Source organism: Nocardioides candidus (assembly GCF_041321175.1).
GTDB lineage: Bacteria > Actinomycetota > Actinomycetes > Propionibacteriales > Nocardioidaceae > Nocardioides.
Genome location: NZ_JBGGWC010000003.1, coordinates 187,001 through 208,965, shown reverse-complemented (window position 1 = coordinate 208,965; position 21,965 = coordinate 187,001). Strand labels below are relative to the sequence as shown.

Annotated in this window: 23 protein-coding genes; 13 read left to right on the top strand and 10 right to left on the bottom strand. The window is 73.3% G+C overall.

The window, feature by feature from the left end:
* A complete protein-coding gene (locus tag ACAX67_RS15355; protein WP_370704743.1) occupies positions 1–4,548 on the bottom strand; it encodes an ATP-dependent helicase in 4,548 nt (1,515 codons plus the stop codon).
* A gap of 45 nt (positions 4,549–4,593) precedes the next feature.
* Here ACAX67_RS15355 and ACAX67_RS15350 point away from each other — a divergent pair, with 45 nt between their 5' ends.
* Positions 4,594–5,004, top strand: coding sequence for a VOC family protein (locus tag ACAX67_RS15350; RefSeq protein ID WP_370704742.1), 411 nt, complete (start codon positions 4,594–4,596; stop codon positions 5,002–5,004).
* Positions 5,005–5,030: 26 nt separating this feature from the next.
* Here ACAX67_RS15350 and ACAX67_RS15345 read toward each other — a convergent pair whose 3' ends face one another.
* The gene (locus ACAX67_RS15345) at positions 5,031–5,363 is read right to left on the bottom strand and encodes a TfoX/Sxy family protein (RefSeq protein WP_370704741.1); all 333 of its coding nucleotides are present in this window, start codon (positions 5,361–5,363) and stop codon (positions 5,031–5,033) included.
* A gap of 47 nt (positions 5,364–5,410) precedes the next feature.
* On the opposite strand from ACAX67_RS15345, the gene ACAX67_RS15340 reads away from it, so the two are divergent.
* The 5 genes from ACAX67_RS15340 to ACAX67_RS15320 all read left to right on the top strand — a co-directional run bounded on the left by ACAX67_RS15340 (position 5,411) and on the right by ACAX67_RS15320 (position 9,182).
* Positions 5,411–6,055 carry a class F sortase gene (locus ACAX67_RS15340; RefSeq protein ID WP_370704740.1) on the top strand — a complete coding sequence of 215 codons (645 nt, stop codon included), beginning with the start codon at positions 5,411–5,413 and terminating at the stop codon, positions 6,053–6,055.
* A gap of 215 nt (positions 6,056–6,270) precedes the next feature.
* Positions 6,271–6,996, top strand: a complete 726-nt coding sequence (locus ACAX67_RS15335; protein ID WP_370704739.1) for a hypothetical protein — start codon at positions 6,271–6,273, stop codon at positions 6,994–6,996.
* Positions 6,997–7,001: 5 nt separating this feature from the next.
* A complete protein-coding gene (locus ACAX67_RS15330) occupies positions 7,002–7,745 on the top strand; it encodes a hypothetical protein (protein ID WP_370704738.1) in 744 nt (247 codons plus the stop codon).
* Between the two features lie 56 nt (positions 7,746–7,801).
* Entirely contained in the window at positions 7,802–8,515 is a 714-nt protein-coding gene (locus tag ACAX67_RS15325) for a hypothetical protein (RefSeq protein ID WP_370704737.1), read from the top strand.
* Between the two features lie 31 nt (positions 8,516–8,546).
* Entirely contained in the window at positions 8,547–9,182 is a 636-nt protein-coding gene (locus ACAX67_RS15320; protein WP_370704736.1) for a hypothetical protein, read from the top strand.
* Here the strand turns inward: ACAX67_RS15320 and ACAX67_RS15315 are convergent.
* From ACAX67_RS15315 to pdxR, 4 genes are read right to left on the bottom strand one after another with little or no spacing between them, the layout of a single operon-like run.
* Positions 9,179–9,757 carry a TIGR03086 family metal-binding protein gene (locus ACAX67_RS15315; protein ID WP_370704735.1) on the bottom strand — a complete coding sequence of 193 codons (579 nt, stop codon included), beginning with the start codon at positions 9,755–9,757 and terminating at the stop codon, positions 9,179–9,181. The two genes, ACAX67_RS15320 and ACAX67_RS15315, sit on opposite strands and share 4 nt — an antisense overlap.
* Complete coding sequence (locus ACAX67_RS15310) at positions 9,754–10,287, bottom strand: SRPBCC family protein (protein ID WP_370704734.1); 534 nt, start codon at positions 10,285–10,287, stop codon at positions 9,754–9,756. The genes ACAX67_RS15315 and ACAX67_RS15310 overlap by 4 nt, the downstream gene beginning before the upstream one ends.
* Positions 10,284–10,658, bottom strand: a complete 375-nt coding sequence (locus tag ACAX67_RS15305; RefSeq protein WP_370704733.1) for an ArsR/SmtB family transcription factor — start codon at positions 10,656–10,658, stop codon at positions 10,284–10,286. The genes ACAX67_RS15310 and ACAX67_RS15305 overlap by 4 nt, the downstream gene beginning before the upstream one ends.
* A 55-nt stretch (positions 10,659–10,713) precedes the next feature.
* Entirely contained in the window at positions 10,714–12,045 is a 1,332-nt protein-coding gene (gene pdxR / locus ACAX67_RS15300) for a MocR-like pyridoxine biosynthesis transcription factor PdxR (RefSeq protein WP_370704732.1), read from the bottom strand.
* A 69-nt stretch (positions 12,046–12,114) separates the two neighbouring features.
* Between pdxR and ACAX67_RS15295 the strand changes: the two genes are divergently transcribed.
* Together ACAX67_RS15295 and ACAX67_RS15290 are read left to right on the top strand one after the other, a co-directional pair.
* Entirely contained in the window at positions 12,115–12,795 is a 681-nt protein-coding gene (locus tag ACAX67_RS15295) for a pyridoxamine 5'-phosphate oxidase family protein (RefSeq protein ID WP_370704731.1), read from the top strand.
* Positions 12,792–14,111, top strand: coding sequence for an APC family permease (locus ACAX67_RS15290; protein WP_370704730.1), 1,320 nt, complete (start codon positions 12,792–12,794; stop codon positions 14,109–14,111). The genes ACAX67_RS15295 and ACAX67_RS15290 overlap by 4 nt, the downstream gene beginning before the upstream one ends.
* On the opposite strand, the gene ACAX67_RS15285 is transcribed toward ACAX67_RS15290, so the two are convergent.
* From ACAX67_RS15285 to ACAX67_RS15275, 3 genes are read right to left on the bottom strand one after another with little or no spacing between them, the layout of a single operon-like run.
* Complete coding sequence (locus tag ACAX67_RS15285; RefSeq protein ID WP_370704729.1) at positions 14,060–14,761, bottom strand: NUDIX hydrolase; 702 nt, start codon at positions 14,759–14,761, stop codon at positions 14,060–14,062. The genes ACAX67_RS15290 and ACAX67_RS15285 overlap by 52 nt on opposite strands.
* Positions 14,758–15,351, bottom strand: coding sequence for an isochorismatase family protein (locus ACAX67_RS15280; RefSeq protein ID WP_370704728.1), 594 nt, complete (start codon positions 15,349–15,351; stop codon positions 14,758–14,760). The genes ACAX67_RS15285 and ACAX67_RS15280 overlap by 4 nt, the downstream gene beginning before the upstream one ends.
* Positions 15,348–16,652 (bottom strand): nicotinate phosphoribosyltransferase, encoded by a 1,305-nt coding sequence (locus tag ACAX67_RS15275; RefSeq protein ID WP_370704727.1) that lies wholly within the window; start codon positions 16,650–16,652, stop codon positions 15,348–15,350. The genes ACAX67_RS15280 and ACAX67_RS15275 overlap by 4 nt, the downstream gene beginning before the upstream one ends.
* 73 nt (positions 16,653–16,725) lie before the next feature.
* Here ACAX67_RS15275 and ACAX67_RS15270 point away from each other — a divergent pair, with 73 nt between their 5' ends.
* Together ACAX67_RS15270 and ACAX67_RS15265 are read left to right on the top strand one after the other, a co-directional pair.
* Positions 16,726–18,144 carry an HsdM family class I SAM-dependent methyltransferase gene (locus ACAX67_RS15270; protein ID WP_370704726.1) on the top strand — a complete coding sequence of 473 codons (1,419 nt, stop codon included), beginning with the start codon at positions 16,726–16,728 and terminating at the stop codon, positions 18,142–18,144.
* Positions 18,141–18,773, top strand: a complete 633-nt coding sequence (locus ACAX67_RS15265; protein WP_370704725.1) for an SAM-dependent methyltransferase — start codon at positions 18,141–18,143, stop codon at positions 18,771–18,773. The genes ACAX67_RS15270 and ACAX67_RS15265 overlap by 4 nt, the downstream gene beginning before the upstream one ends.
* Here the strand turns inward: ACAX67_RS15265 and ACAX67_RS15260 are convergent.
* Entirely contained in the window at positions 18,757–19,284 is a 528-nt protein-coding gene (locus tag ACAX67_RS15260) for a hypothetical protein (protein WP_370704724.1), read from the bottom strand. The two genes, ACAX67_RS15265 and ACAX67_RS15260, sit on opposite strands and share 17 nt — an antisense overlap.
* A 54-nt stretch (positions 19,285–19,338) precedes the next feature.
* On the opposite strand from ACAX67_RS15260, the gene ACAX67_RS15255 reads away from it, so the two are divergent.
* The 3 genes from ACAX67_RS15255 to ACAX67_RS15245 are packed head-to-tail and all read left to right on the top strand — an operon-like array spanning position 19,339 to position 21,958.
* Positions 19,339–20,328 (top strand): ATP-binding cassette domain-containing protein, encoded by a 990-nt coding sequence (locus ACAX67_RS15255; RefSeq protein WP_527891030.1) that lies wholly within the window; start codon positions 19,339–19,341, stop codon positions 20,326–20,328.
* A complete protein-coding gene (locus ACAX67_RS15250; protein ID WP_370704723.1) occupies positions 20,328–21,137 on the top strand; it encodes an ABC transporter permease in 810 nt (269 codons plus the stop codon). The genes ACAX67_RS15255 and ACAX67_RS15250 overlap by 1 nt, the downstream gene beginning before the upstream one ends.
* Positions 21,134–21,958, top strand: coding sequence for an ABC transporter permease (locus ACAX67_RS15245; protein WP_370704722.1), 825 nt, complete (start codon positions 21,134–21,136; stop codon positions 21,956–21,958). Before ACAX67_RS15250 ends, ACAX67_RS15245 begins: the two co-directional genes overlap by 4 nt.
* Positions 21,959–21,965 lie beyond the last annotated feature (7 nt).

Sequence of the window (21,965 nt, the reverse complement as noted above, 5' to 3'; positions counted from 1 at the left end):
TCAGCCGCGGATCCGCAGGCCGCGCGGCGTCGCCACGAAGCCCGCCGCGTCGAGCGCTGCTCGGAGGTTGCTCGGACCGCCACCGAGCAGCGGGGCGCCATCGGCCTTCTCGACGGTGAGCCGACCGAGCGTGCCCCGGCGCACGGCGGCGGACAGCGCCTCGGCGGCCGGGCCCAGCTGCTCGGGCTCGTCGCTCCACGTCAGCAGGGTGCGGCCGCCACGCTCGACGTAGAGGACCAGCGCTCCATCGACGAGCACGACGATCGCGCCCGCCTTGCGCCCGGGCCGGTGGCCGCTCTCGCCCTCTCCCGCGGTGGCGGAGGCGGGCCACGACAGGGCCGCACCGAACGGGTTGGCGGGGTCGGTCGCAGCCAGGGCGATCGCGACCGGCTTGTCGTGCTCGGAGACGTGCGCGAAGGTGCGCAGCCGGTCGACGGAGCCCGCGGTGCCGAACTGGGCGGCTCCCAGGCCCTCCACGAAGTAGCCGCGCCGGCAGCGGCCGGTCTCCTCGAAGGCCGAGAGCACGCGGTAGACGGCGGCGAAGCCGCCCGGCACCCGTTCGCTCACCACGGCACCACGCGTCACCACGCCGTGCCGGTCGAGGAGCCGCTCGGCGGTGGCGTGGGCGCGCCGGGTGGGGTCGGTGTCGATGGGGGGCAGCAGCGCCCAACGGCCCGCGGTCTCGGGCGGACCCGACCGTGCGACCCGGCCGGGGCGCGGCGCGGCCCGGCGGCTGCGATGGGCGGCTCGGCCGGAGCTGGTGAGCGCCCGGACCGGCGCGAGCGTGTCGTTGCTGATGCGCCCGGCCCACACGAGCTCCCAGAGCGCCGCGCTCAGCTTGGCGTCGTCGAGGCTGCCGACGGCGTCGCTGAGCTGGCGGAAGAACCACGCGCCGCCCGGGGCCAGCGCCGTGAGCACCTGGCGCTGCAGCTCGTCGTCGACCTCGCCCTGGAGGTCCGGCAGCGTCAGTGGCGCCTGGTCGGCCAGGTGCAGCGAGACCCAGCCGTCGCTGCCGGGCAGCGCGCCGTGGCCGGCCCAGACCACCTCGCCGGTGGCCGTGAGCTCGTCGAGGTAGGCCGGCTCGTAGTCGCGCACCCGGGACGCGAGCACGAGCGGCTCGAGCGCGGACGCCGGCACGGGTGCACCGGCCAGCTGCTCCACGGCACGCAGCACCCCGTCGATGCCGCGCAGCCCGCGACCCGACGGCGTCACCTGCTGCCAGGCGGCCGAGAAGCGTGCGAGCGCCACCGGGTCGACCGGCTCGATCTCGTGACGCAGCTTGGCCAGCGACCGGCGCCGCAGCCGGCGCAGCACCTCCGCGTCGCACCACTCGTCGCCGACGCCCGTCGGCCGGAACTCGCCGGTGAGCACGCGGCCCTGCGCCTCCAGCCGCTGCAGCGTGTGACGCACGACGGCGATGCCGAGCCCGAGCCGCTCGGCCACCTGGAGGTCGGTGAACGGGCCGTGGGTGCGCGCGTAGCGGGCCACGAGGTCGGCGAGCGGGTCGTCGACCGGTTCGGTGAACGTCGCGGGCGTGCCGGGCGGCACCGGCACCCCGAGGCCGTCACGGAGGCGGGCGACGTCCTCGACGACGGCCCACGCGTCGCCGTACGCCATCCGCACCGGGACCACCCGTCGCGTCGCGGTCAGGTCGGCCAGCCAGTCGGCGACCGGTGCGTCGTCGACGGCTCGCGCGGCCGCCTCCGCGATGGTCAGCGGACCGAGGAGGCGCAGCAGGTCGGACATGCCCTCGGCGTCGCGGGCGCGGCGGTCGGGCGCGACCCGCTGCAGCTCGGCCTCGACCTCGGCGAGCACGTCGGGGTCGAGCAGCTCGCGCAGCTCGGCGCGCCCGAGCAGCTCGGCGAGCAGGCCCTGGTCGAGGGTGAGCGCGGCCGCCCGCCGCTCGGCGATGGGGGAGTCGCCCTCGTAGACGAACTGCGCGACGTAGCCGAACAGCAACGTCCGGGCGTACGGCGACGGCTGCGTGGTCTCGATGTCGGTGACCGTGACCTCGCGGCGCTCCACCCGCGAGAGCAGGGCCTTGAGGCTGGGGAGGTCGTAGACGTCGTTGAGCACCTCCCGCACGGTCTCGAGCACGATCGGGAAGGACGGGTAGCGGGTGGCGACCTCGAGCAGCGCGGCGGCACGTTGCCGTTGCTGCCACAGCGGGCTGCGGCGCCCGGGGTCGCGGCGCGGGAGGAGCAGCGCGCGCCCGGCGCACTCCCGGAACCGGCTCGCGAACAGCGCGGACCCCCCGACCTCCCGGGTGACGATCTCGTCGATCTCGTCGGGCTCGAAGACCACGAGGTCGGCCGACGGGGGCTCGGCGTCGGTGTCGGGGATGCGGATCACGATGCCGTCGTCGGACGCGATCGCCTGGCTGCCCTGTCCGGCCAGCCCGTAGCGCTCGCGCAGCCGCGCGTTGATCGCCAGCGACCAGGGGGCGTGGACCGCCGTGCCGTAGGGGGAGTGCAGGACCAGCCGCCAGTCGCCGAGCTCGTCGCGGAACCGCTCGATGAGCAGGGTCGTGTCGCTGGGCACCAGCCGCGTGGCTTCGACCTGCTCGCGCACGTAGGTGACGAGGTTGGTGACGGCGTTGTCGTCGAGCCCCTCGGCCGCGGCCCGCGCCCGGGCCTGGTCGTCGGGCAGCACGGACAGCTCGCGGGTGAACGCCCCGACCGCGGCGCCGAGCTCGGCGGGTCGCCCGAGCGTGTCGCCCTTCCAGAACGGCAGCCGCCCGGGCACGCCCGGCGCGGGGGAGACGAGCACCCGGTCGTGGGTGATGTCCTCGATGCGCCAGCTGGTGGCGCCGAGTGCGAAGACGTCGCCGACCCGGCTCTCGTAGACCATCTCCTCGTCGAGCTCGCCGACGCGCCGGCCGGTGCCCTCGCCGACGAGGAACACGCCGTAGAGCCCCCGGTCGGGGATGGTCCCGCCGCTGGTCACGGCCAGGCGCTGCGCGCCGGGACGACCGGCGATCGTGCCGGTGACCCGGTCCCAGGTGATCCGCGGCCGGAGCTCGGCGAACTCGTCGCTGGGATAGCGGCCCGCGAGCAGGTCGAGCGTCGCCTCGTAGGCGGAGCGCGGCAGGCCGGCGTAGGGCGCCGCGCGCCGGATGGTGTCGAAGAGCTCGTCGACGTCCCACTCGTCCATCGCGGTCACCGCGATGACCTGCTGCGCGAGCACGTCGAGCGGGTTGGCCGGCACGCGCAGCGCCTCGATGCCCCCGGTGCGCATCCGCGCAACCGAGACCGCGGCGGGCACGAGGTCGCCGCGGTGCTGGGGGAAGAACACGCCCTTCGACGTCTCGCCGACCTGGTGGCCCGCGCGACCCACCCGCTGCAGCGCGCTGGCCACGCTCGGCGGAGAGGAGATCTGCAGGACCTGGTCGACCGCGCCCATGTCGATGCCGAGCTCGAGGCTGCTGGTCGCCACGACGGCCGGCAGCCGGCCGGCCTTGAGGTCGTCCTCGATCTGCGCGCGCTGCTCCTTCGACACGGAGCCGTGGTGGGCCTTCGCGAGCAGGTTGGCCGACCCGGCCGAGAGTCCCGCCTGCGCCATGACCTGCGCGGGTGGGACCACCCCGTCGGTGCTCTCGCCAGTGGCGATCTCGTTGAGCCGGGCGGTGAGCCGCTCGGCGGTGCGCCGCGAGTTGGCGAAGACGATCGTGGAGCGGTGCTCGCGGATGAGGTCGGCGACGCGCTCCTCGACATGGGGCCAGATGCTCGCCCGGCGGCGGGAGACCGACTCGCCGAGGTCGTCGTACTCCTCCACCTCCGCGCGCCCGGCGTCGGGCTCGGTCATGTCCTCGACGGGGACGACGACCCGCAGGTCCCACTCCTTGTGCGCCGGCGGCGCGACGATCTGCACGGGTGCGCGCCCGCCGAGGAACCGCGCGACCTCCTCGGGCGGCCGGACCGTCGCCGAGAGCCCGATCCGCTGCGCGGGCTGGGGGAGCAGCACGTCGAGCCGCTCGAGCGTGAGCGCGAGGTGGGCGCCGCGCTTGGTGCCGGCCACGGCGTGGACCTCGTCGATGATCACGGTGTCGATGCCCGCGAGGGACTCGCGCGCCCGGCTGGTGAGCATCAGGAACAGCGACTCCGGCGTGGTGATGAGGATGTCGGGCGGTCGCGTGGTGAGCGTGCGGCGCTCGTTGGCCGGGGTGTCTCCGGATCGGATGCCGACCCGGAGGTCGGGCAGCTTCGCGCCGACCGAGAGCCGCTCGGCCGTCTGCCGGATGCCCGCGAGCGGGGCGCGCAGGTTGCGCTCCACGTCGACCGCGAGCGCCTTGAGCGGCGAGATGTAGAGGACCCGGGTGCGCTTGGTCCTGTCGTCGGGGACGGGTGTGGTCAGCAGCCGGTCGATCGAGGCGAGGAACGCGCTGAGCGTCTTGCCCGACCCCGTGGGTGCGATCACCAGGGTGTGGTGGCCTCCCGAGATCGACTCCCACGCGCCCGCCTGCGCAGGCGTGGGCTCGGCGAACGCGGCCCGGAACCAGGTCCGGGTCGGCTCGCTGAATCCGCTCAGCGGATCGGGGTACTTCGCCACCTGAACATCCTTGCGCACGCCACCGACATGGAAGACGTTGAAGGCATGGACTACCCCCGCCTGCTCCAGACCGCCATCGACACGACCGACTGCCGCGGACTCGCCGAGTTCTACCGGGAGCTGCTGGGGGTGGAGTACCGCAAGGGCGACGAGCCGCCGACCGACGGCTCGCCCGACGACAAGGAGTGGCTGGTGCTCGTCGCCGGCAACGGTCGCCGGCTGCTGGCCTTCCAGCAGGTCGAGCGTCTCGAGCCGACGACCTGGCCGGAGCACGACGTGCCGATGCAGATGCACGTCGACATGACCGTCGCCGACGTGGAGGAGCTGCAGTGGAACAAGGCCCGCGCTGAGCTGCTCGGCGCGAAGCTGCTCCTCGACCGGTCCGACGACGAGGACGAGCCGCTCTTCGTGCTTGCTGACCCTTCGGGCCACCCGTTCTGCATCTTCGTGCGCTGAGACCTCCGGGCGAGGTCGTCCGGTCGCTACTTGGCGGGCAGCGAGCCGGCGTACGACGCTCCGCGCTCCACCCATTCCTCGAGCGCCTCGTCGGTGGCGACGTCGGCGGTGCCGACCCGCAGCCACCCGGACATCGTGCGGCCGCGCATCTCCATCGGCTCGGCCGCGGTGGTGGCGATCAGGTGCTCGCCCTCGGCAGGGTCGACCCGCACCATGATCCCGCCCTGGCCGCTCGCGGCGATCGCCATGTTGCCGCCGACCATGAACCCGAGGCCGCCGAACATCTTCTTCTCGCTGAGCTGGGGCGCCCCCTCCAGGAGGGCCCGGATGCGGTCGGCCAGCGCTTCGTCGTACGCCATGTCGGGAGCGTACGGCGGACCGGCGACATCTCGGCCACAATGGCTCCGTGCGCCGCCGCTCCACGCTGGTCACGTCCGCGACGCTGGTCGTCGTGGCCGTTGCCTGCGCGCTCGCGTGGTGGCTGCTCCGGTCGAACCCGGCGGCTCCCGAGGCCGCGCCGGCCCCGACCCCGACGGCCACCAGCTCGACTGTCGACGCTCCCACCCTCGCGCCGCTGCCGGGCCCGTGCGACCGGCCGGCCGCGCACCCGTTCACGCCGCTGCAGATCAGCATCAAGGGCGTCGTCGACGACGCCGCCGTCTACGGGGTGCCGCGCGACAGCCGCGGCGTCACGGGCGTGCTCCCGGAGAGCGACAAGGCCGACTTCGCCTGGGACCTCGGCGGCATCCGGCCGGGCAGCAAGCGCGGCAACGTGCTGCTCAACACCCACACCTGGCCCGACGGCTCGGCCCTCGGCAACGCCCTGCTCGACGGCCTCGACAAGGGCGACGAGATCCTGCTGAACGGCGGCGCCGACACGCTCTGCTACCGGGTGACCAAGCGCATCGAGGTGCTCGCGAGCGACGGCTACCCGCCCTACTACCGCGAGGACGGGCCGCCGCGGGTCGCGATCATCGTGTGCTCCGGCACCCGGACCGGGCCGGGGCAGTGGACGCACCGCACGATCTGGTTCGCGCGGCCGGTGCGCTGACCACCGCCGATCGACCTGTCCCTCCTGCACGTCGGCGACCTTCCGCCGCGTCCGGCCCGTTCCTGCGTGAAGAGGTCGCGCGCGGACGTACCAAAGCCCCGTTTCCGGCAGAGGGCGACGCTCAGCCGGGACCGGATCGGGGACTTAGGTACGTCCGTCGGCGCGTCGGTTCCTAGGCGGCGTGACCCGGCGCGGTCGGTCGGAGTTGAACCGACATGGTCCGCTCCCGCCCCATCGGCGTGCTCGCCGTCCTGGGGCTGGTTGCCGCGCTCGGTGCGCTGGCGCCCACGCCACGCGCTGTGGCGGCCCAAGCCCAGACGGTCCAGTTCACGACGACAGCACCGTCGGGCGTGGACTGGTACACCAGTCGGAACAACCTGTACGACTTCCAGTACATCGTCAGGGCGACCGCCAGCTCGGGACTTCCGGTGAGCTTCTCGATCGCTCCGGCGTCCGCAGACGTGTGCACGATCACCCAGGTCTTCTCCAACGACTCCAGCTTCGGCTCGGGAGCCGCGATCCGTTTCGACGGAGGAGGCACCTGCGCCGTGCTGGCCGATCAGGCGGGCAACGAGGACTTCCTTCCGGCGCAGCGGGCCATCCAGTCGTTCAAGATCGAGCGGGTCGAGACCCGGATGGAGCACGCGCAGGCCAGGCGTGGCCTGCCCGGCCAGCGACCCGCCAGGTTCTCCGCCAGGCTCCTGACCTGGCAGTTCATCAGCAGCTTCTGGGGCGCGATGCTGCCCTTCAGCGGTCAGCGCGTGACGTTCTCCGTCGCCGGGCGGCCGGTCTGCACCGGCACGACCGGTTCCGACGGCATCGCCACCTGCCAGGGCACGCTGCTGCGCTCGGAGCTGACCAGGCTGCGGTTCACCGCGACCTATGCCGGCACGAGCGACTACCAATCCGTCTCCGGGAGCGCGTACTTCGCCTTAGGGTGAATTCCATGCTCCCTCATCGTCTGCTCGGCATCCTCGGTGCTCTCGGACTGACGGCCGCGTTGGGCTCTGTGGCGGCGGCACCGGCCGACGCCCGTGGCCACGATCCCTCGGCGGTTGCCGACCAGCACCAGTCCCTCGACTTCACCAGCACCGCGCCGTCGGGGGAGGACTGGATCACCGGTCTGAACTGCTGCTTCCCGCAGTACGTCGCGTCCGCGACCGCGAGCTCGGGTCTCCCCGTGGAGTACTCGATCGCTCCGGAGTCAGCACACGTGTGCTGGATCCGGCAGGTCTACACCGACGACCCGTTGTTCGGGTCGGGCGCGGGGATCAACTTCATGGGCGCCGGCACCTGCACCGTGCTCGCCGACCAGCCGGGCAACGACCAGTACCTGCCCGCTCCGCAAGCCGTCCAGTCGTTCCAGGTCGAGAAGGTCCAGACGTTCATGGACCGGGTGCGCGGCAAGCAGGGACTGCCCGGTCACCCGGCCTGGTTCACGGCCCGGCTGGAGACCTGGGACTTCATCGCCAGCAACTGGCTGTCGGTCGTGCCCTTCATCGGCCAGCCGGTCACGTTCAAGGTCGCCGGCCGGCCGGTCTGCACGGGGACGACCGACTCCAACGGCATCGCCACCTGCCGAGGCGCCCTCCTCGACAGCGAGCTGCCGACGAAGCGGTTCATCGCGGTCTACTCCGGCAACCGCGACTACGCACGGACCTACAAGAGCGCGCTCTTCACCGTGAGGTGATCGGCGCTCGGGCGCCCGCCCGCGTCACCTCGGCCCGCCGGGAGCGTTGAGCATGCGTGGTCCGCTCCCGCCGCATCGGCGCGCTCACCGTCCTCGGGCTGGTTGCCGCGCTCGGAACCGTGGCGCCGTCGTCCGCGACCGCCGCCCAGAGCCAGACGATCACGTTCACCAACTCCGTGCAGTCGGGAGCGGACTGGTACCGGGGAGACTCGATCCTCGGCTTCGAGTACTCCGCGGAGGCCGAGGCCAGCTCGGGCCTCCAGGTGGTGTACTCGATCGCGCCCGAGTCGGCGGGGGTCTGCTCGATCAGCACGCATCCGCTCTTCCCGAGCGACGGCACGTGGGCACCGATCAGCTTCGACCATGCCGGCACCTGCACGATCTGGGCCGACCAGCCCGGCGACGCCGACTACCTGCCGGCACCACGGGCCACGCAGACCTTCCAGATCGAGAAGGTCCCCACGTGGATCGACCAGGTGAAGGCGAAGCGCGGGCTACCCGGGCATGCGGCGCGGTTCTCGGCGCGACTGAAGACCTGGCGGTTCGTCAGCAGCATGTGGATCGGGGTGGAGCCCTTCGACGGCGAGCCGGTCACCTTCTCGGTGGCAGGGAGGCCGGTCTGCACGGGCACGACCGGCGCCGACGGCATCGCCACCTGCCAGGGGCCGCTGCTCCGCTCGGAGCTGTCGAGGCTCCGGTTCACTGCGACCTACGCCGGCACGAACGACTACAAGTCCGTCTCCGGGAGCGCCTTCTTCATCCTGGGCTGATTCCTGGCGCCTGCTGAGGCAGGATCGGGCCATGGACCTGGAGACGCCCGAGGAGTACTACGCACGGATCGCCGCCGCCACCGACGACGAGGGCCGGCTGGCGGTCGCGGTCGAGGAGATGCCCGGCTGGGACATCTACCCCTACGAGCTCGACTCCCTGCGCATCAAGCCGCTCCAGCCGCTGGCCGACGCGGAACCGGCGCGACGAGGTGAGGACGCCGCCGACTGCTGGTGCACGGACGCCGACGCGCAGCTGCCGGTGGCCGGGATCGCGTGGCGCAACGAGCGGTGGCGGCTGGTCGTCGGCAACGACACCAAGGTTCCGGTGTTCCTGATCCTCGAACCGCTCGTCCACTGCGACCTGTCGACCGTGCCCGACGAGATCGCGGGGGAGATGGGGCAGCTGGTCGTCAAGGTGTCGGCGGCCGTCGAGGAGCTCCCGAGCGTCGCGCGCACCCAGCTCTACCGCTTCGGCGACGGCGGCGCGCACCTCCACCTGATGTTCTTCGGCCGGCCGGCGCGGGTCCTCCAGCTGCGCGGGTCACCGCTCCTGGACTGGGAGGAGAACCTGCCGGTCGTGCCCGTGGACGTGCACCGCGCCAACGCCGACCACGTCGGGCGTCGCCTGGTCGAGGCGGTGGGCGGCGAGGGGCCGAGCTGGCTCTAGGTCGCCGGCCGCCAGGCGGGGTCGCGCCCGATGAACCCGACGAGCCTGTCCTGCCAGGAGGCGTCGTCGGGGACGGGCACCCGGGCGCCGTACTGCCCGCTCTCGCGCAGCATCTGGTCCATCGGCTCCATGCCGGTGAGCATCGCGCGGCAGCGGTCCTCGTCGAGACGGACGTCCTGACCGGTCGCGCGGCCGAGGTCCCAGGAGTGCATGAAGACGTCGTTGGTGTAGAACTGCGCGACCGCCCGGGGGAGCGGCATCGCGGGGAGCCGCGGGTGGGCGAAGGCGACGTCCGCGCTGGCCGGGTCGTCGAGCACCGCCTGCACGGCCGCGGCGTGGTGCTCCCACGCACCGAGCGGGTCGTCGTCCACCGAGGGGCCGGGCGCGAGCCGGAGGTCGCTGCCGTCGGCGAGGAAGGCGGGGAACCACTCCACGAGGTGGCGTACGACGTCGCGCGCCCGCCAGTCGTCGACGGGGGAGCGGGCGTCCCACTGGTCCGGGGCGACGTTGCGCGCGGTCTCGGTGAAGGTCGCGGCGATGGCGCGGTGCTCGCCGGCCGGGTCGTCGGGGATCACGCGTCGGCTCCTTGGTCTCGTGACGGTCGCTGCGCGACCTCCTCGACCAACGACGTCAGGAGGGAGTCGAGGGCGGCGTACCCCTCGTTGACGCCGACCTCCATGCCGCTGGCCATCATCCCGGCCTGCGCCTCCATCGAGTCGACGACCGAGACGATCTCCAGGCGGGTGCGGCCGTCGCCGAGGTCGTGCAGCTCGAGCGTGTCGAGGCTGACCGCCTCCGGCATCTCGTCGAAGCCGAACGTCTGGACGATCTTGCGACCCTCCCAGACGCGGTGCACCGAGCCGTAGAAGTGCGCGACCTCCTCGCCGTCGCGGAGCGCGGTGTAGCGGTACTCGCCGCCGGTGCGCATGTCCCACTTCTCGATGCGGCACTCCATGCTCGCCGGTCCGAGCCACTGCGCGATCAGGTCGGGTTCGACGTGCGCGCGGTAGACCAGCTCGACGGGGGCGTCGAACTCCCGCACGATCCGGACCTTGGGGAGGTCCGGATCGGCCTCGATCTGCGTGCCCTGCGTTGCCGTGCTCATCCTGCTCCCTCTGCCTGGTTCCGGTCGTCGGTCCTGTCCTGCATCCGGTCCAGGAGCGCGTCCAGTCGCCGGTAGCGCTCCTCCGCCTGGGTGCGGTAGCGCTCGATCCACTTCGTCATCAGGTCGAAGACCTCCGCCTCCAGGTGCACCGGTCGCCGCTGGGCGTCCTTGCTGCGCCGCACGAGGCCCGCCTCCTCCAGCACGTTGATGTGCTTGGAGACGGCCTGCAGCGAGACGTCGTAGGGCCGGGCCAGCTCGCCGACCGCGACGCCCTCGGCCTCGCCCGCCGCCAGCCGCGCCACGATGTCGCGCCGGGTGGGGTCGGCCAGAGCGGCGAAGACCCGCGAGAGGCGGTCCTCGTGTTCAACCATGCGGTTGAGTAGATCATCCGCCGCGGGGGTTGTCAACCAGGGAGTTGAACACGCCTCACCCCTCCAGCCCGCGGCGGATCGCGGCGAGGGCGCGATCGAGCTCGGCGTCGGTGACGCCGCCGAAGCCGACCACGAGGCCGCTGATCCGGGCGGATCGGCAGTAGCTGGCGAGGGGAGCGACGTCGAAGCCGGCGACCCGGGCGGCCTCGCGGGCCTTGTGTACGGCGGCAGGCGGCATCAGCCAGGTGGAGTACATCCCCGCCGCGGGACTCGCGGGGGTGCCGTGGGGCGCGAGCGTCTCGGCGACGCGGGGGGCCCGGTCGGCGTACACGCGGCGCGCGGTGCGGACCACCTTGTCGACCCAGCCCTCGCGCAGGAGGGTGAGGAGGGCGTGCTGCGTCGGCCACGAGGGCATGTCGTAGGTCTGCTCGCGCAGGGCGACCAGCGGGGCGAGCAGTCCGGGCGGCGGCACCATCCAGCCGATCCGCAGGCCGGGGCCGACGGACTTCGACGCGGTGCCGAGGTAGGCGACGTGGCTGCGCTCGAGCGCGGCCAGGGCCGGGATCGGCGCGACGTCGTAGCGGAACTCGGAGTCGTAGTCGTCCTCGACCACGACGGCACCGCGGGCCCGGGCCGCCTCGAGGAGTGCGAGTCGGTCGGGCGCGGGCATCACGTGGCCGAGCGGGTGCTGGTGGGCGGGGGTCACGTAGGCCGCGCCGAGCCGGTCCATCCGGATCGGCTCACCCGGCGTCAGGTCGACGACGTCGCGACCCGCCGCGCGCACGGTCTCGTACGCCGCCCGGTAGCCCGGGTCGTCGACGCCGACCGCGCCGGCGGGCAGGTGGGGGAGCAGCTGGCGCAGGCCGTCGGTCGTGCCGGAGGTCAGCAGCACCTCGTCGGGGTCGACGGCGAGGCCGCGGGTGCGGGCCAGCCGGTCGGCGATCGCCGACCGGAGGGCGGGGATGCCGCGCGGATCCGGGTAGCCCCGCGGTGCCGAGGCCGCGGAGACCTCGCGCCAGGCGCGCCGCCACCCCGCTGCGTGGCGCGGGTCGATCCACGGCGAGCCCAGGTCGAGGCCGATCAGCTCGGGCTCGGCGGTGGGCCGCGGCCGGCCGCCGCCCGTGACCGTGCGCGGGCCGCCGCCCGAGGCGACGAACGTGCCGGCGCCCCGCTGCGCCGTCACCCAGCCCTCTGCGAGGAGCTGGTCGTAGGCCTGCTCGGTGACCGACCTCGCCACGCCGAGGTCGGCCGCGAGCGCCCGGGTGCTGGGCAGCCGGTCGCCGGGCTCGAGGGTGCCGGCGAGGACGAGGTCGCGGACCTGGGTGGAGAGCTGCACGCCGAGAGGATCGGGGTGGTCGCGGTCGAGCCGGACGGGGAGGGTGCGCATCGAGTGGCCTGTCGATCTGGTCGATCATTGGCCCGTGACCACGGGCCAATACAGGAGCAGGCTAGTCCCATGAGCGTGCTGTCGCCCACCCTTCGCACCACCGTCACCCGCGAGACCCACCGCGCCGTCGCCGAGCGCGGCCGGATGCTCGCTCTCCTCGGCGATGCCCTCGTCGCCCACGTCGGCGCCGTCGTCACCCGCGACGGAGCCAGCCACCCGGTCGTGCTGCCGATGGCCTATGCCGTCGACCCGGACGGTCCGGACGCCGACGGCACGCTCTACCTGCACGGCTCCACCGGAGCGGGCTGGCTGCGGACGGCCATCACGACCGACGTCTGCGTCACCGTCACCGAGCTCGACGGGCTGGTCGCGTCGCGGTGCGCCTTCGGCCACTCGATGAACTACCGCTCGGCGGTCGTCATCGGCCGCGCCCGGCTCGTCGACGACGCGCGCGAGCGGCAGCACGCGCTCGACCTGATCGTCGACCACATGATCCCGGGCCGCGCGGCCACCCTGCGCGCCTCCACCCGCAAGGAGCTGGCCGCGACCGCCGTGCTCGCCCTTCCGTTGCGCGAGGCCTCGATGAAGGAGCGCACCGGAGGGCCGGTCGACGAGGACGACGACGTCGCGACCGGTGTCTGGGGCGGCCACATCCCGCTGCGCCGGGTCGCGCTGCGTCCGGTGAGCGGCCCCGACTCGCACCAGGACGTGCCCGCCGACGTGCTGTCCCGCGCCGAGGACCTCGCGTGACCACCTCGCCCGAGTCCACGGGCGGCTCGGTCTCCGTCGTCCAGGGCACCGCGCTGACCCTCGCGGCGGTCCTCGGCACCGGCGTGATCTCGCTGCCGGCGCTCGCGATCGAGGCGGCCGGACCGGCGTCCCTCGTCGCCTGGGCGGCCCTGCTCCTCATCTCGGTGCCGCTCGCCGCCACGTTCGCGGCGCTGGGCGCCCGGCACCCCGACGGGGGCGGCGTCGCCACCTACGCCCGGCTCGCCTTCGGTGAGAGGGTCTCGACGATGGTGGGCTGGGGCTTCTTCCTCGCGATCCCGATCGGCGCCCCGGTGGCGGCGGGCTTCGCGGCGTCGTACGTCGCCGACGCGGTGGGCGGCGGACGCAGCACCGAGGTCGTGGTGACCGCCGCCGTCATCTGCGTGGTCGCGGTGATGAACTGGTTCGGCATCCAGGTCTCCGCCGGGGTGCAGCTGGCGATCGCCGGCGCCATCGCGACACTGCTGCTCGTGGTGATCGTGGTCTCCGTGCCGCGCGTCGACCCCGGCCACTTCTCGCCGTTCCTGACGCACGGCTGGTCGGGGGTCGGGTCGGCCGCCGCCGTGCTGGTGTGGGCCTTCGCGGGCTGGGAGATCGTCAGCTCGCTGTCGGCGGAGTACCGCGACCCTGCGCGCGACATCGGCCGCGCGACCTCGACGACGCTCGGCATCGTGACCGTGCTCTACCTCGGCATCGCGTTCGTGACCGTCGGCGTGCTCGGTCACGCGACCGGGCGCGCGCCGCTGGCCGACCTGCTCGCCGGCGCCTTCGGCGAGTGGGCGCGACCGCTGACGACCGTCATCGCCGTGCTGCTGACGGTGGGCGCGATCAACTCCTACTTCGCCGGCGCCTCGCGGCTCGGCGCCGCCCTCGCCATCACCGGCGCGATGCCGCGCTGGCTCGGGTCCGACATCGGCGACGGCCGTCGTACGCCCCGGCACGCGTTGTCGGTCGTCGTCGGGCTCGGGCTCCTCGTCACGATCGGCGAGGCCGCACTCGGGAGGCCGACGGACGCCACCCTGCTCGTGACCACCGGGACCTTCGCCCTCGTCTACGTGGTGGGGACGGCCGCGGCCGTCCGGCTGCTGCCCGGGGGCTGGCCGCGGGTCGCCGCGGTCGTGTCGGTGGCGGCGTCGATCGTGCTCGTCGTGCTCACCGGGTGGGCGGTTCTGCTGCCGATCGCGACCGGGCTGGCGGGGTTGCTGTGGACCACGCGTCGGCGGCGCGGGCCGGGCTCGCCGGACCCTCAGCCGCGCACCATCGGCGGCGACACCACCGTCGCGGGACCGCTCCTGTAGAGCAGGGCCCGCCGGCCGCCGGCGCCGGTCGGCGAGCCATGGGCGTCGGTCGGCACGACGAACCCGTCGGTGCCGAGCACCTTGCGCCGGAAGTTGCCGAGGTCGGGCGGGGAGCCCCACACGGCCGCGTAGACCCGCCGCAGCTCGGGCAGCGTGAACGGCTCGGCGACGAACTCGGTGGCCAGGGTCGTGTACTCCAGCTTGGCCCGCACGCGCTCGCGCGCGTCGACGAGGATCTGCCGGTGGTCGAAGGCCAGCTCGGGTGCCTCGTCGCCGCCGGACAGCAGGTCGTCGACGACCCACCAGCGCGCGTCGGCGGCGTCGGTGCCGGCCTGCGGCTCCGGCAGGTCGGGGGCGAGCGCCACGTGCGCGACCGACACGACCCGCATCCGCGGGTCGCGGTCGGGGGCGGAGTAGGTGCGCAGCTGCTCGAGGTAGCCGGACAGCTCCTCGACGCCGGTCTCCTCGCGCAGCTCGCGCCAGGCCGCCTGCTCGGCATCCTCGTCGGGCTCGACGAACCCGCCGGGGAGCGCCCACGAGCCGGCGAACGGTTCCTCACCGCGTTCGACCAGCAGCACCGACAGAGCGCCGTCGCGGATCGTGAAGATCGCCAGGTCGACGGCCACGGCGAACGGCGGGTGCTCGCTCACAGCGCCACCCCCGCCGCAGCCATCTCCTCGAGCGCGGCCGCGCTCGTCGCCGGCGCCACGCCGGCGTGCAGGCCCTCCAGCAGCCGTACGGCGAAGCCCTCCCGCCGCGCGTCCAGCGCGGTCGCGCGCACACAGTGGTCGGTGGCGATGCCGGTCACGTCGACGTCGGTCACGCCGGCGGCGCGCAGCACGTCGGCGAGCATCGCACCGTCGTCGGTGGTGCCCTCGAAGGCGGAGTACGCCGGCACGCCCTGTCCCTTGCGGACGTGATGCGTCACGGCATCGGTCACGAGCTCCGGCGCGTAGTCGGAGCCGGCGTCGTCGGAGACGCAGTGCGCCGGCCACGTGTCGACGTAGTCCGGCTGCTCGCCCGGGGCGGCGAAGTGGCCGCTGTTGGTGCCGTGGGCGTGGTGCCAGTCGCGCGAGGCCGCGATCACGTCGTAGTCGCCCGCGTGGGCTGCGAGGTGCTCGCTGATCCGGCTGGCGACGTCGCGCCCCCCGGCCACGGCGAGCGAGCCGCCCTCGACGAAGTCGTTCTGCACGTCCACCACGATCAGTGCCCGGTGGGTAGGGGCGGATGCGTTGCTCATGCTGTCTCCTCCTGGTTCCAGGGTGTGACGTTCAGGTAGGGCGCACCGGCGGCGACCGAGTGCGCCTCGGGCGGCAGGGAGCGCAGGGCTGCCGCGGTGGCGGCCCGGATCTCCTCGATGCCCGGTGCGTGGACGATCGCTCCGGCGCGGATGGCGGGGACCTGCGCGCGTTGCGCACCGGCTGGGGCTGGGGCGCCCTCGACGGTGAAGCCCTCGCGGACGAGCAGCCCGTCGTCGTACTGCCGCCAGGCGGTCTTTTGCCCGCCGACGGAGACCTTGTCCTTCGACTTCTTCGAGACCGGGCGCAGGGGACCGCCGGCCTCGTCGCCGACCGCGACCAGCTTGTAGACCATGCTCGCGGTCGGGTGGCCCGAGCCGGTCGCGACCCTCGTGCCGACGCCGTAGCCGTCGATCGGCGCGTCGGCGAGCGCGGTGATGACGAACTCGTCGAGGTCGCTCGTGGCCACGATCCGGGTCTCGTGCGCCCCGAGCTCGTCGAGGAGGGTGCGGGCCTTGGCGGCCTCGTCGGCGAGGTCGCCGGAGTCGATCCGCACGGCGCCGAGCGCGGGACCGGCGACGCGCACGGCGGTGCGGATGCCCTCGGCGATGTCGTAGGTGTCGACCAGCAGGGTGGTCCCGGGACCGAGTGCGTCGACCTGGCTGCGGAACGCCGCCTCCTCGCTCTCGTGGGCGAGCGTGAACGCGTGCGCCGCCGTGCCGACGGTCGGGATCCCGTAGAGCCGGCCCGCCGCGAGGTTGCTCGTCGAGGCGAAGCCGGAGAGGTAGGCCGCCCGTGCGGTGGCGACCGCTGCCTGCTCATGGGTGCGCCGTCCTCCCATCTCGATGAGCGGGCGACCGCCCGCTGCGCTCACCATGCGCGCAGCCGCCGACGCAATCGCGGTGTCGTGGTTGAGCACGCTCAGCACCAGCGTCTCCAGCACCACGCACTCGCCGAGCGTGCCGCGCACCGTGAGCACCGGGCTGCCGGGGAAGTAGAGGTCGCCCTCGGGGTAGGCGTCGACGTCGCCGCCGAAGCGGAAGTCCCGGAGGTAGGCGGCCGTCTGCTCACCGACGACCCCCTGCTCCTCCAGCCAGCCGATCTCCTCGGCGTCGAAGGTGAACGCCTCGATGAGGGGGAGGAGGCGACCCAGGCCGGCCAGGACGCCGTACCTCCGGCCCTCCGGCAGGCGCCGGGCGAACACCTCGAAGACGGCGCTGTGACCGGCCGAGCCGTCGCGCACCCACGAGTCGAGCATGGTCAGCTCGTAGCGGTCGGTCAGTAGTCCGGTGCGAAGGGTCACGATGACGCTCCTTGTTGTAGTCAAGTTGACTATAACACGACAGGGGTCCTGCTCGCCCTCTACCCTTTCGCCCGTGGACGAACGCGAGCGGACCGAAGCGCTCGCGACTGAGTACGAGGAGCACCTCGCCCGTGACCGCCGCGAGCAGCGACGCGCGCAGGGCGCGTTCTACACACCGCCCGAGCTCGTCGACTGGATCCTCGATCGCGCACTGACGGGCCGCGCGCAGCGCATCCTCGACCCGGCCTGCGGCACCGGTCACTTCCTGGTGGCAGCCGCACGTCGACTCGGCGACGTCCGCGTGGTCCACGGCTCCGACCTCGACCCCGAGGCCGTCCGGATCGCCCGGCTCCGGCTCCACGCCGAGGACCCGGCCGTGCCGATGGCCGAGATCGAGCGACGCATCCGTGTCGAGGACGGGCTCACCGCGTGGGAGGGCGAGCGCTTCGACGCGGTCGTCGGCAACCCGCCGTTCCTCGGCCAGCTCAGGTCGCGCACGGCCGGCCAGCGCGGCGGCCTGGCCGCCTACACCGACACCAGCGCCGCCTTCCTGCACCGCTCGCTCGGCCTCGTCCGCCGGGGCGGCGTGGTCGCACTCGTGCAGCCGCTGTCGGTGCTCGGCGCGCGCGACGCCGGCCCGGTCCGCGAGGAGGCGTCCCGTCTGGGCGCGGTGACCGACCTGTGGGTCTCCCCGAAGCCGGTCTTCCGCGGCACGACGGTGCTGACCTGCGTGCCGGTGGTGCGCATCGGTGCGGCGGGCGGGCCTGCGCCCGGGGGCTGGGGACGGCTCGCCGCGCCCTCGTTCGACATCCCCTCGGTCGACCTGTCCGACCGCCACGGCACGATCGGCGACCTCGCCGCCTGCACGGCCGACTTCCGCGACCAGTACTACGGCCTGGTGCCGCACGTGAGCGACGGCGGCGACGGCGTGCCCCTCGTCACCAGCGGCCTGATCGAACCCGGCTCCAACGAGTGGGGGCGGCGGCCGACCCGCTTCGCGCGCCAGCAGTACGACGCCCCGGTGGTCGACGTCCGGGCGCTGGCCGCGCGCGATCCCAAGCTCGGGGCCTGGGCCGCGGGCCGGCTCGTCCCGAAGGTGCTGGTGGCCGGACAGGGGCGGGTGATCGAGGCGGTGGTGGACGAACGCGGTGAGTGGCTGCCGTCCGTCCCGGTGCTCTCGGTCGTCCCGCGCGACCCCGACGACCTGTGGCGCGTCCTCGCGGTGCTGCTCGCGCCGCCGGTGGTGGCCGACGCCGCCGCCCGCTACGTCGGCACCGGACTGACGCCCGGCTCGGTCAAGGTGAGCGCCCGCCAGCTCGCCGCCCTCCCGCTCCCCGGGGACCGCACCGCCTGGGACGACGGCGCTGCCGCCGCAAGGTCCGGCGACCTCGCCCTCGCCGCCGAGACGATGACCACCGCGTACGCCGGCGACGCCGCTGTCCTGAGGTGGTGGCTGGACCGCGCGGGGATCGCCCTGGGGTCGCCGACGTGAGCGGCACCGACTGGTCGGAGTGGCACGACGCGTACGAGCGCGCCGGGTCCACGCTCGACGAGCGTCTGGACACCGTGCGTGCGCAGGTCCGCCGCCACCTGGAGGCGACCGTCCCCGTCCCCGTGCGGATGGTCAGCCTGTGCGCCGGGGACGGCCGGGACGTCCTCGGCGTGCTGGCCGGTCGCGACGACGCGGACCGGGTGTCCGGGCTGCTCGTCGAGCTCGACCCCGGGCTCGCCGAACGGGCCCGCGCGGCCGCCGCCGCGCTGCCCGCCCGGATCGAGGTGCGACGGGCCGACGCCGCGCTGAGCGACCTCTACGTCGACGCGGCTCCCGCCGACCTCGTCCTCCTGTGCGGCATCTTCGGCAACATCGGTGACGACGACGTCCGCGTCACGATCGACGCGGCGCGGCAGCTGTGCGCCACCGGTGCCGAGGTGATCTGGACCCGCCACCGCGGCGAGCCGGACCTGACCCCGTCGATCCGGCGCTGGTTCGGCGAGGCCGGGTTCGAGGAGGTCGCGTTCGTCGCGCCCGAGCAGGCCCAGTGGTCGGTCGGCGTCCACCGGCTGACGGCCGACCCGGTCGCGCTGGAGACCGGGCGCAGGTGGTTCACCTTCTTCCGGTGACCTGCAGCGCCTCCAGCACCCCGACGAGGGGTGCCGGAGCCCGGTCGGGCTCGAGCGCGGCGGCGAGCAGGCCGGCGTACTTCTCCTTGCGTCCGCTCGTCGTGCCCCAGAACCTCCGCAGCACCAGCTCCTCGGGGCGGTCGCGGTGGAAGGGCTGGTTGCAGAGGATCTCCCAGGCGGCCAGGTCGCCGGCGGCCGCGACGACGTCGAGGGCACCCGCGATGCCGAGCGCGCGCACCAGCTCGTCCTCGAGGTCGGCGACGCAGGCGAAGCGCGGCAGGTCGCGGCCGAGGTGGGCCAGCGTGCGCTCGACGTACGGCGTCTCGCCCGCGTCGTGCAGGAGCACCACCCGTCGGTCGGGCGCAATGCCCGCCAGGTGGTGGCGCAGGTTGGTGATGCCGCCCATCGCGACGACCTCGGCACCGGACAGGTCGCGACCGCTGCGAGCGGCCACCGTGAGGAGGGCGGTGCGATCGCTCTCGCCCTCGACGAGGGCGACGGGTCCGGACATGCTGCGACGTTAATCGAGCGCGACCTGCTGGCGCGCGCTCTTAAGATCGGCCGGGTGAGCGACACCGCGTCCGGGACCACGACCAGTACCGAGGGACCACCGTCGACCGACGCGATGATCCTCGCGCGCGGCCTGCGCAAGAGCTTCGAGCAGAGCTCGGGCGCCACCTTCGAGGCCGTGAAGGGCGTCGACCTGGAGGTGCGGCGCGGCGAGGCGTTCGGCTTCCTCGGTCCCAACGGCGCCGGGAAGTCCTCGACGATGCGCATGATCGCCGCCGTCTCGCCGGTGAGTGGCGGCGAGCTGCGGATCCTCGGCATGGACCCGGCCGTCGACGGCCCGGCGATCCGGGGGCGCCTCGGCGTCTGCCCGCAGGAGGACAACCTCGACGTCGAGCTGAACGTCCGGGACAACCTCTACATCTACGGGCGCTATTTCGGCCTGCCCAAGCAGGTCGTGCGCGACCGGGTCGAGGAGCTGCTGGAGTTCGCGAAGCTGACCGAGAAGGCGCGGGCGAAGGTCGACGAGCTCTCCGGCGGCATGAAGCGCCGGCTCACGATCGCGCGTTCGCTGATCAACCGCCCCGACCTGCTGCTGCTCGACGAGCCCACGACCGGTCTCGACCCGCAGGCGCGGCACCTGCTGTGGGACCAGCTGTTCCGGCTCAAGCAGGCGGGCGTCACCCTGGTGATCACCACGCACTACATGGACGAGGCCGAGCAGCTGTGCGACCGCCTCGTCGTGATGGACAAGGGCGTCATCGTCGCCGAGGGTGCGCCGCGCGACCTGATCCGGGAGCACTCGACGCGCGAGGTGGCCGAGCTGCGGTTCGGCGTCGGCGAGCACGCCGCCCTCGCCGAGCAGCTGGGCGACCTGGGGGAGCGGGTCGAGGTGCTGCCCGACCGGCTGCTGGTGTACGCCCACGACGGCGAGGAGGTGCTGGCCCGCACCCACGAGCGCGGCCTGCAGCCGATCGCGAGCCTGGTGCGCCGCTCCACGCTGGAAGACGTGTTCCTCCGCCTCACCGGCCGGACGCTGGTCGACTGATGGCGAGCGCCCTGCCCCGGCCGCACGACCTGCCGTTCCTCGAGGGAGTACGACGCCAGGCCGACTACTGGGCGATCCTGTGGGCCCGCACCTGGCGCGGCGTGGTCGCCTCGTCGTTCCTCTCGCCCTTCCTCTACGTGCTCGCCATGGGCGTGCTGCTCGGGGGCTTCGTCGAGGCGGACCCCGACCAGCTGGAGGGGGCGACCTCCTACCTCGCCTTCGTCGTGCCCGGCCTCATCGCCGCCCACGCCATGCAGACCGCGGTGTCGGAGACGACCTACCCGGTGATGGGCATGATCAAGTGGCAGCGCACCTACGAGTCGATGCTGGCCACGCCGTTGCAGGCACGCCACGTGGTGGGCGCCCACCTCGGTTCCGTCGCGCTGCACCTCGCGGCGACCTGCGGCCTCTACACGCTGGTCATGGCGCCGTTCGGCGTGTTCGAGTCCTGGTGGGGGCCGTTCCTCGCCTTCGCGTCGCAGGTGCTGACCGGCATGGCGTTCGCGACGCTCGTCTACGCGTTCACGACCCGGCTCTACTCCGAGGAGGGCTTCGGCGTCCTCTTCCGGCTCGGCGTCTTCCCGCTCTTCCTCTTCTCCGGGGCGTTCTTCCCGGTGAGCAACCTGGGCGGCGGGGCATGGGTCGCGCGGCTGACCCCGCTGTGGCACGGCGTCAACCTCTCCCGGATGTTCGCGCTCGACAACGTCACCTGGTGGCTGGCCGGCGTCAACGTCGCCGTGCTCGTCGCGGTGCTGCTGCTCGGCTGGCGCTGGGCCGTGTCCGGGCTGGCGAAGCGGATGCTGTCGTGAGGACACCCCCGGCGAGTGCGCTGCTCGCCTCCGACACCACCGGCGTCACGCCGCTCACCCCGAGCGCCGCCACCCGGCTGCTCGTCCTGCGCAACTACACGGTCTACCGCGCCGCGTGGAAGCTCTTCCTGAGCGGCTTCCTGGAGCCGGTCTTCTACCTGCTCTCGATCGGCATCGGCGTCGGCGCCCTGGTCAACGGCTTCGAGGTGGGCGGCAAGGAGGTCTCCTACGCGACCTTCGTCGCGCCGGGGATGCTCGCCGCGTCGGCCTTCAACGGAGCACTGCTCGACTCGACCTTCAACGTCTTCTTCAAGCTGAAGTACGTCAAGCTCTACGACCAGATGCTCGCCACCCCGCTCTCGACCGGCGACATCGCGCGCGGGGAGATCGCCTGGGGGCAGCTGCGCGGGTCGACCTACGCCGCGATGTTCCTGCTCGTCATGCTCTGCATGGGCCTGATCGAGTCGTGGTGGGCGGTGCTGGCACTGCCGGCGGTGCTGCTCATCGGCTTCGCGTTCAGCGCGGTGTGCATGGCGGCGACGACCTGGATGCGCAACTTCCAGGACTTCGACAAGATCACGCTCGTCCAGCTGCCGCTCTTCCTCTTCTCCGCGACGTTCTTCCCGGTCGACACCTTCGACGGGCCGGTGCGCTGGGTCGTCGAGTGCACCCCGCTCTACCGCGGGGTCGTGCTGTGCCGCGAGCTCACCACCGGGACCGTCTCGATCGAGTCCGCGATCTCGGTCGTCTACCTTCTGGTGATGGGGCTGGCGGGCCTGGCCGTCGTACGACGCCGGCTCGACGCCCTGCTGTTGACCTGAGGAGACC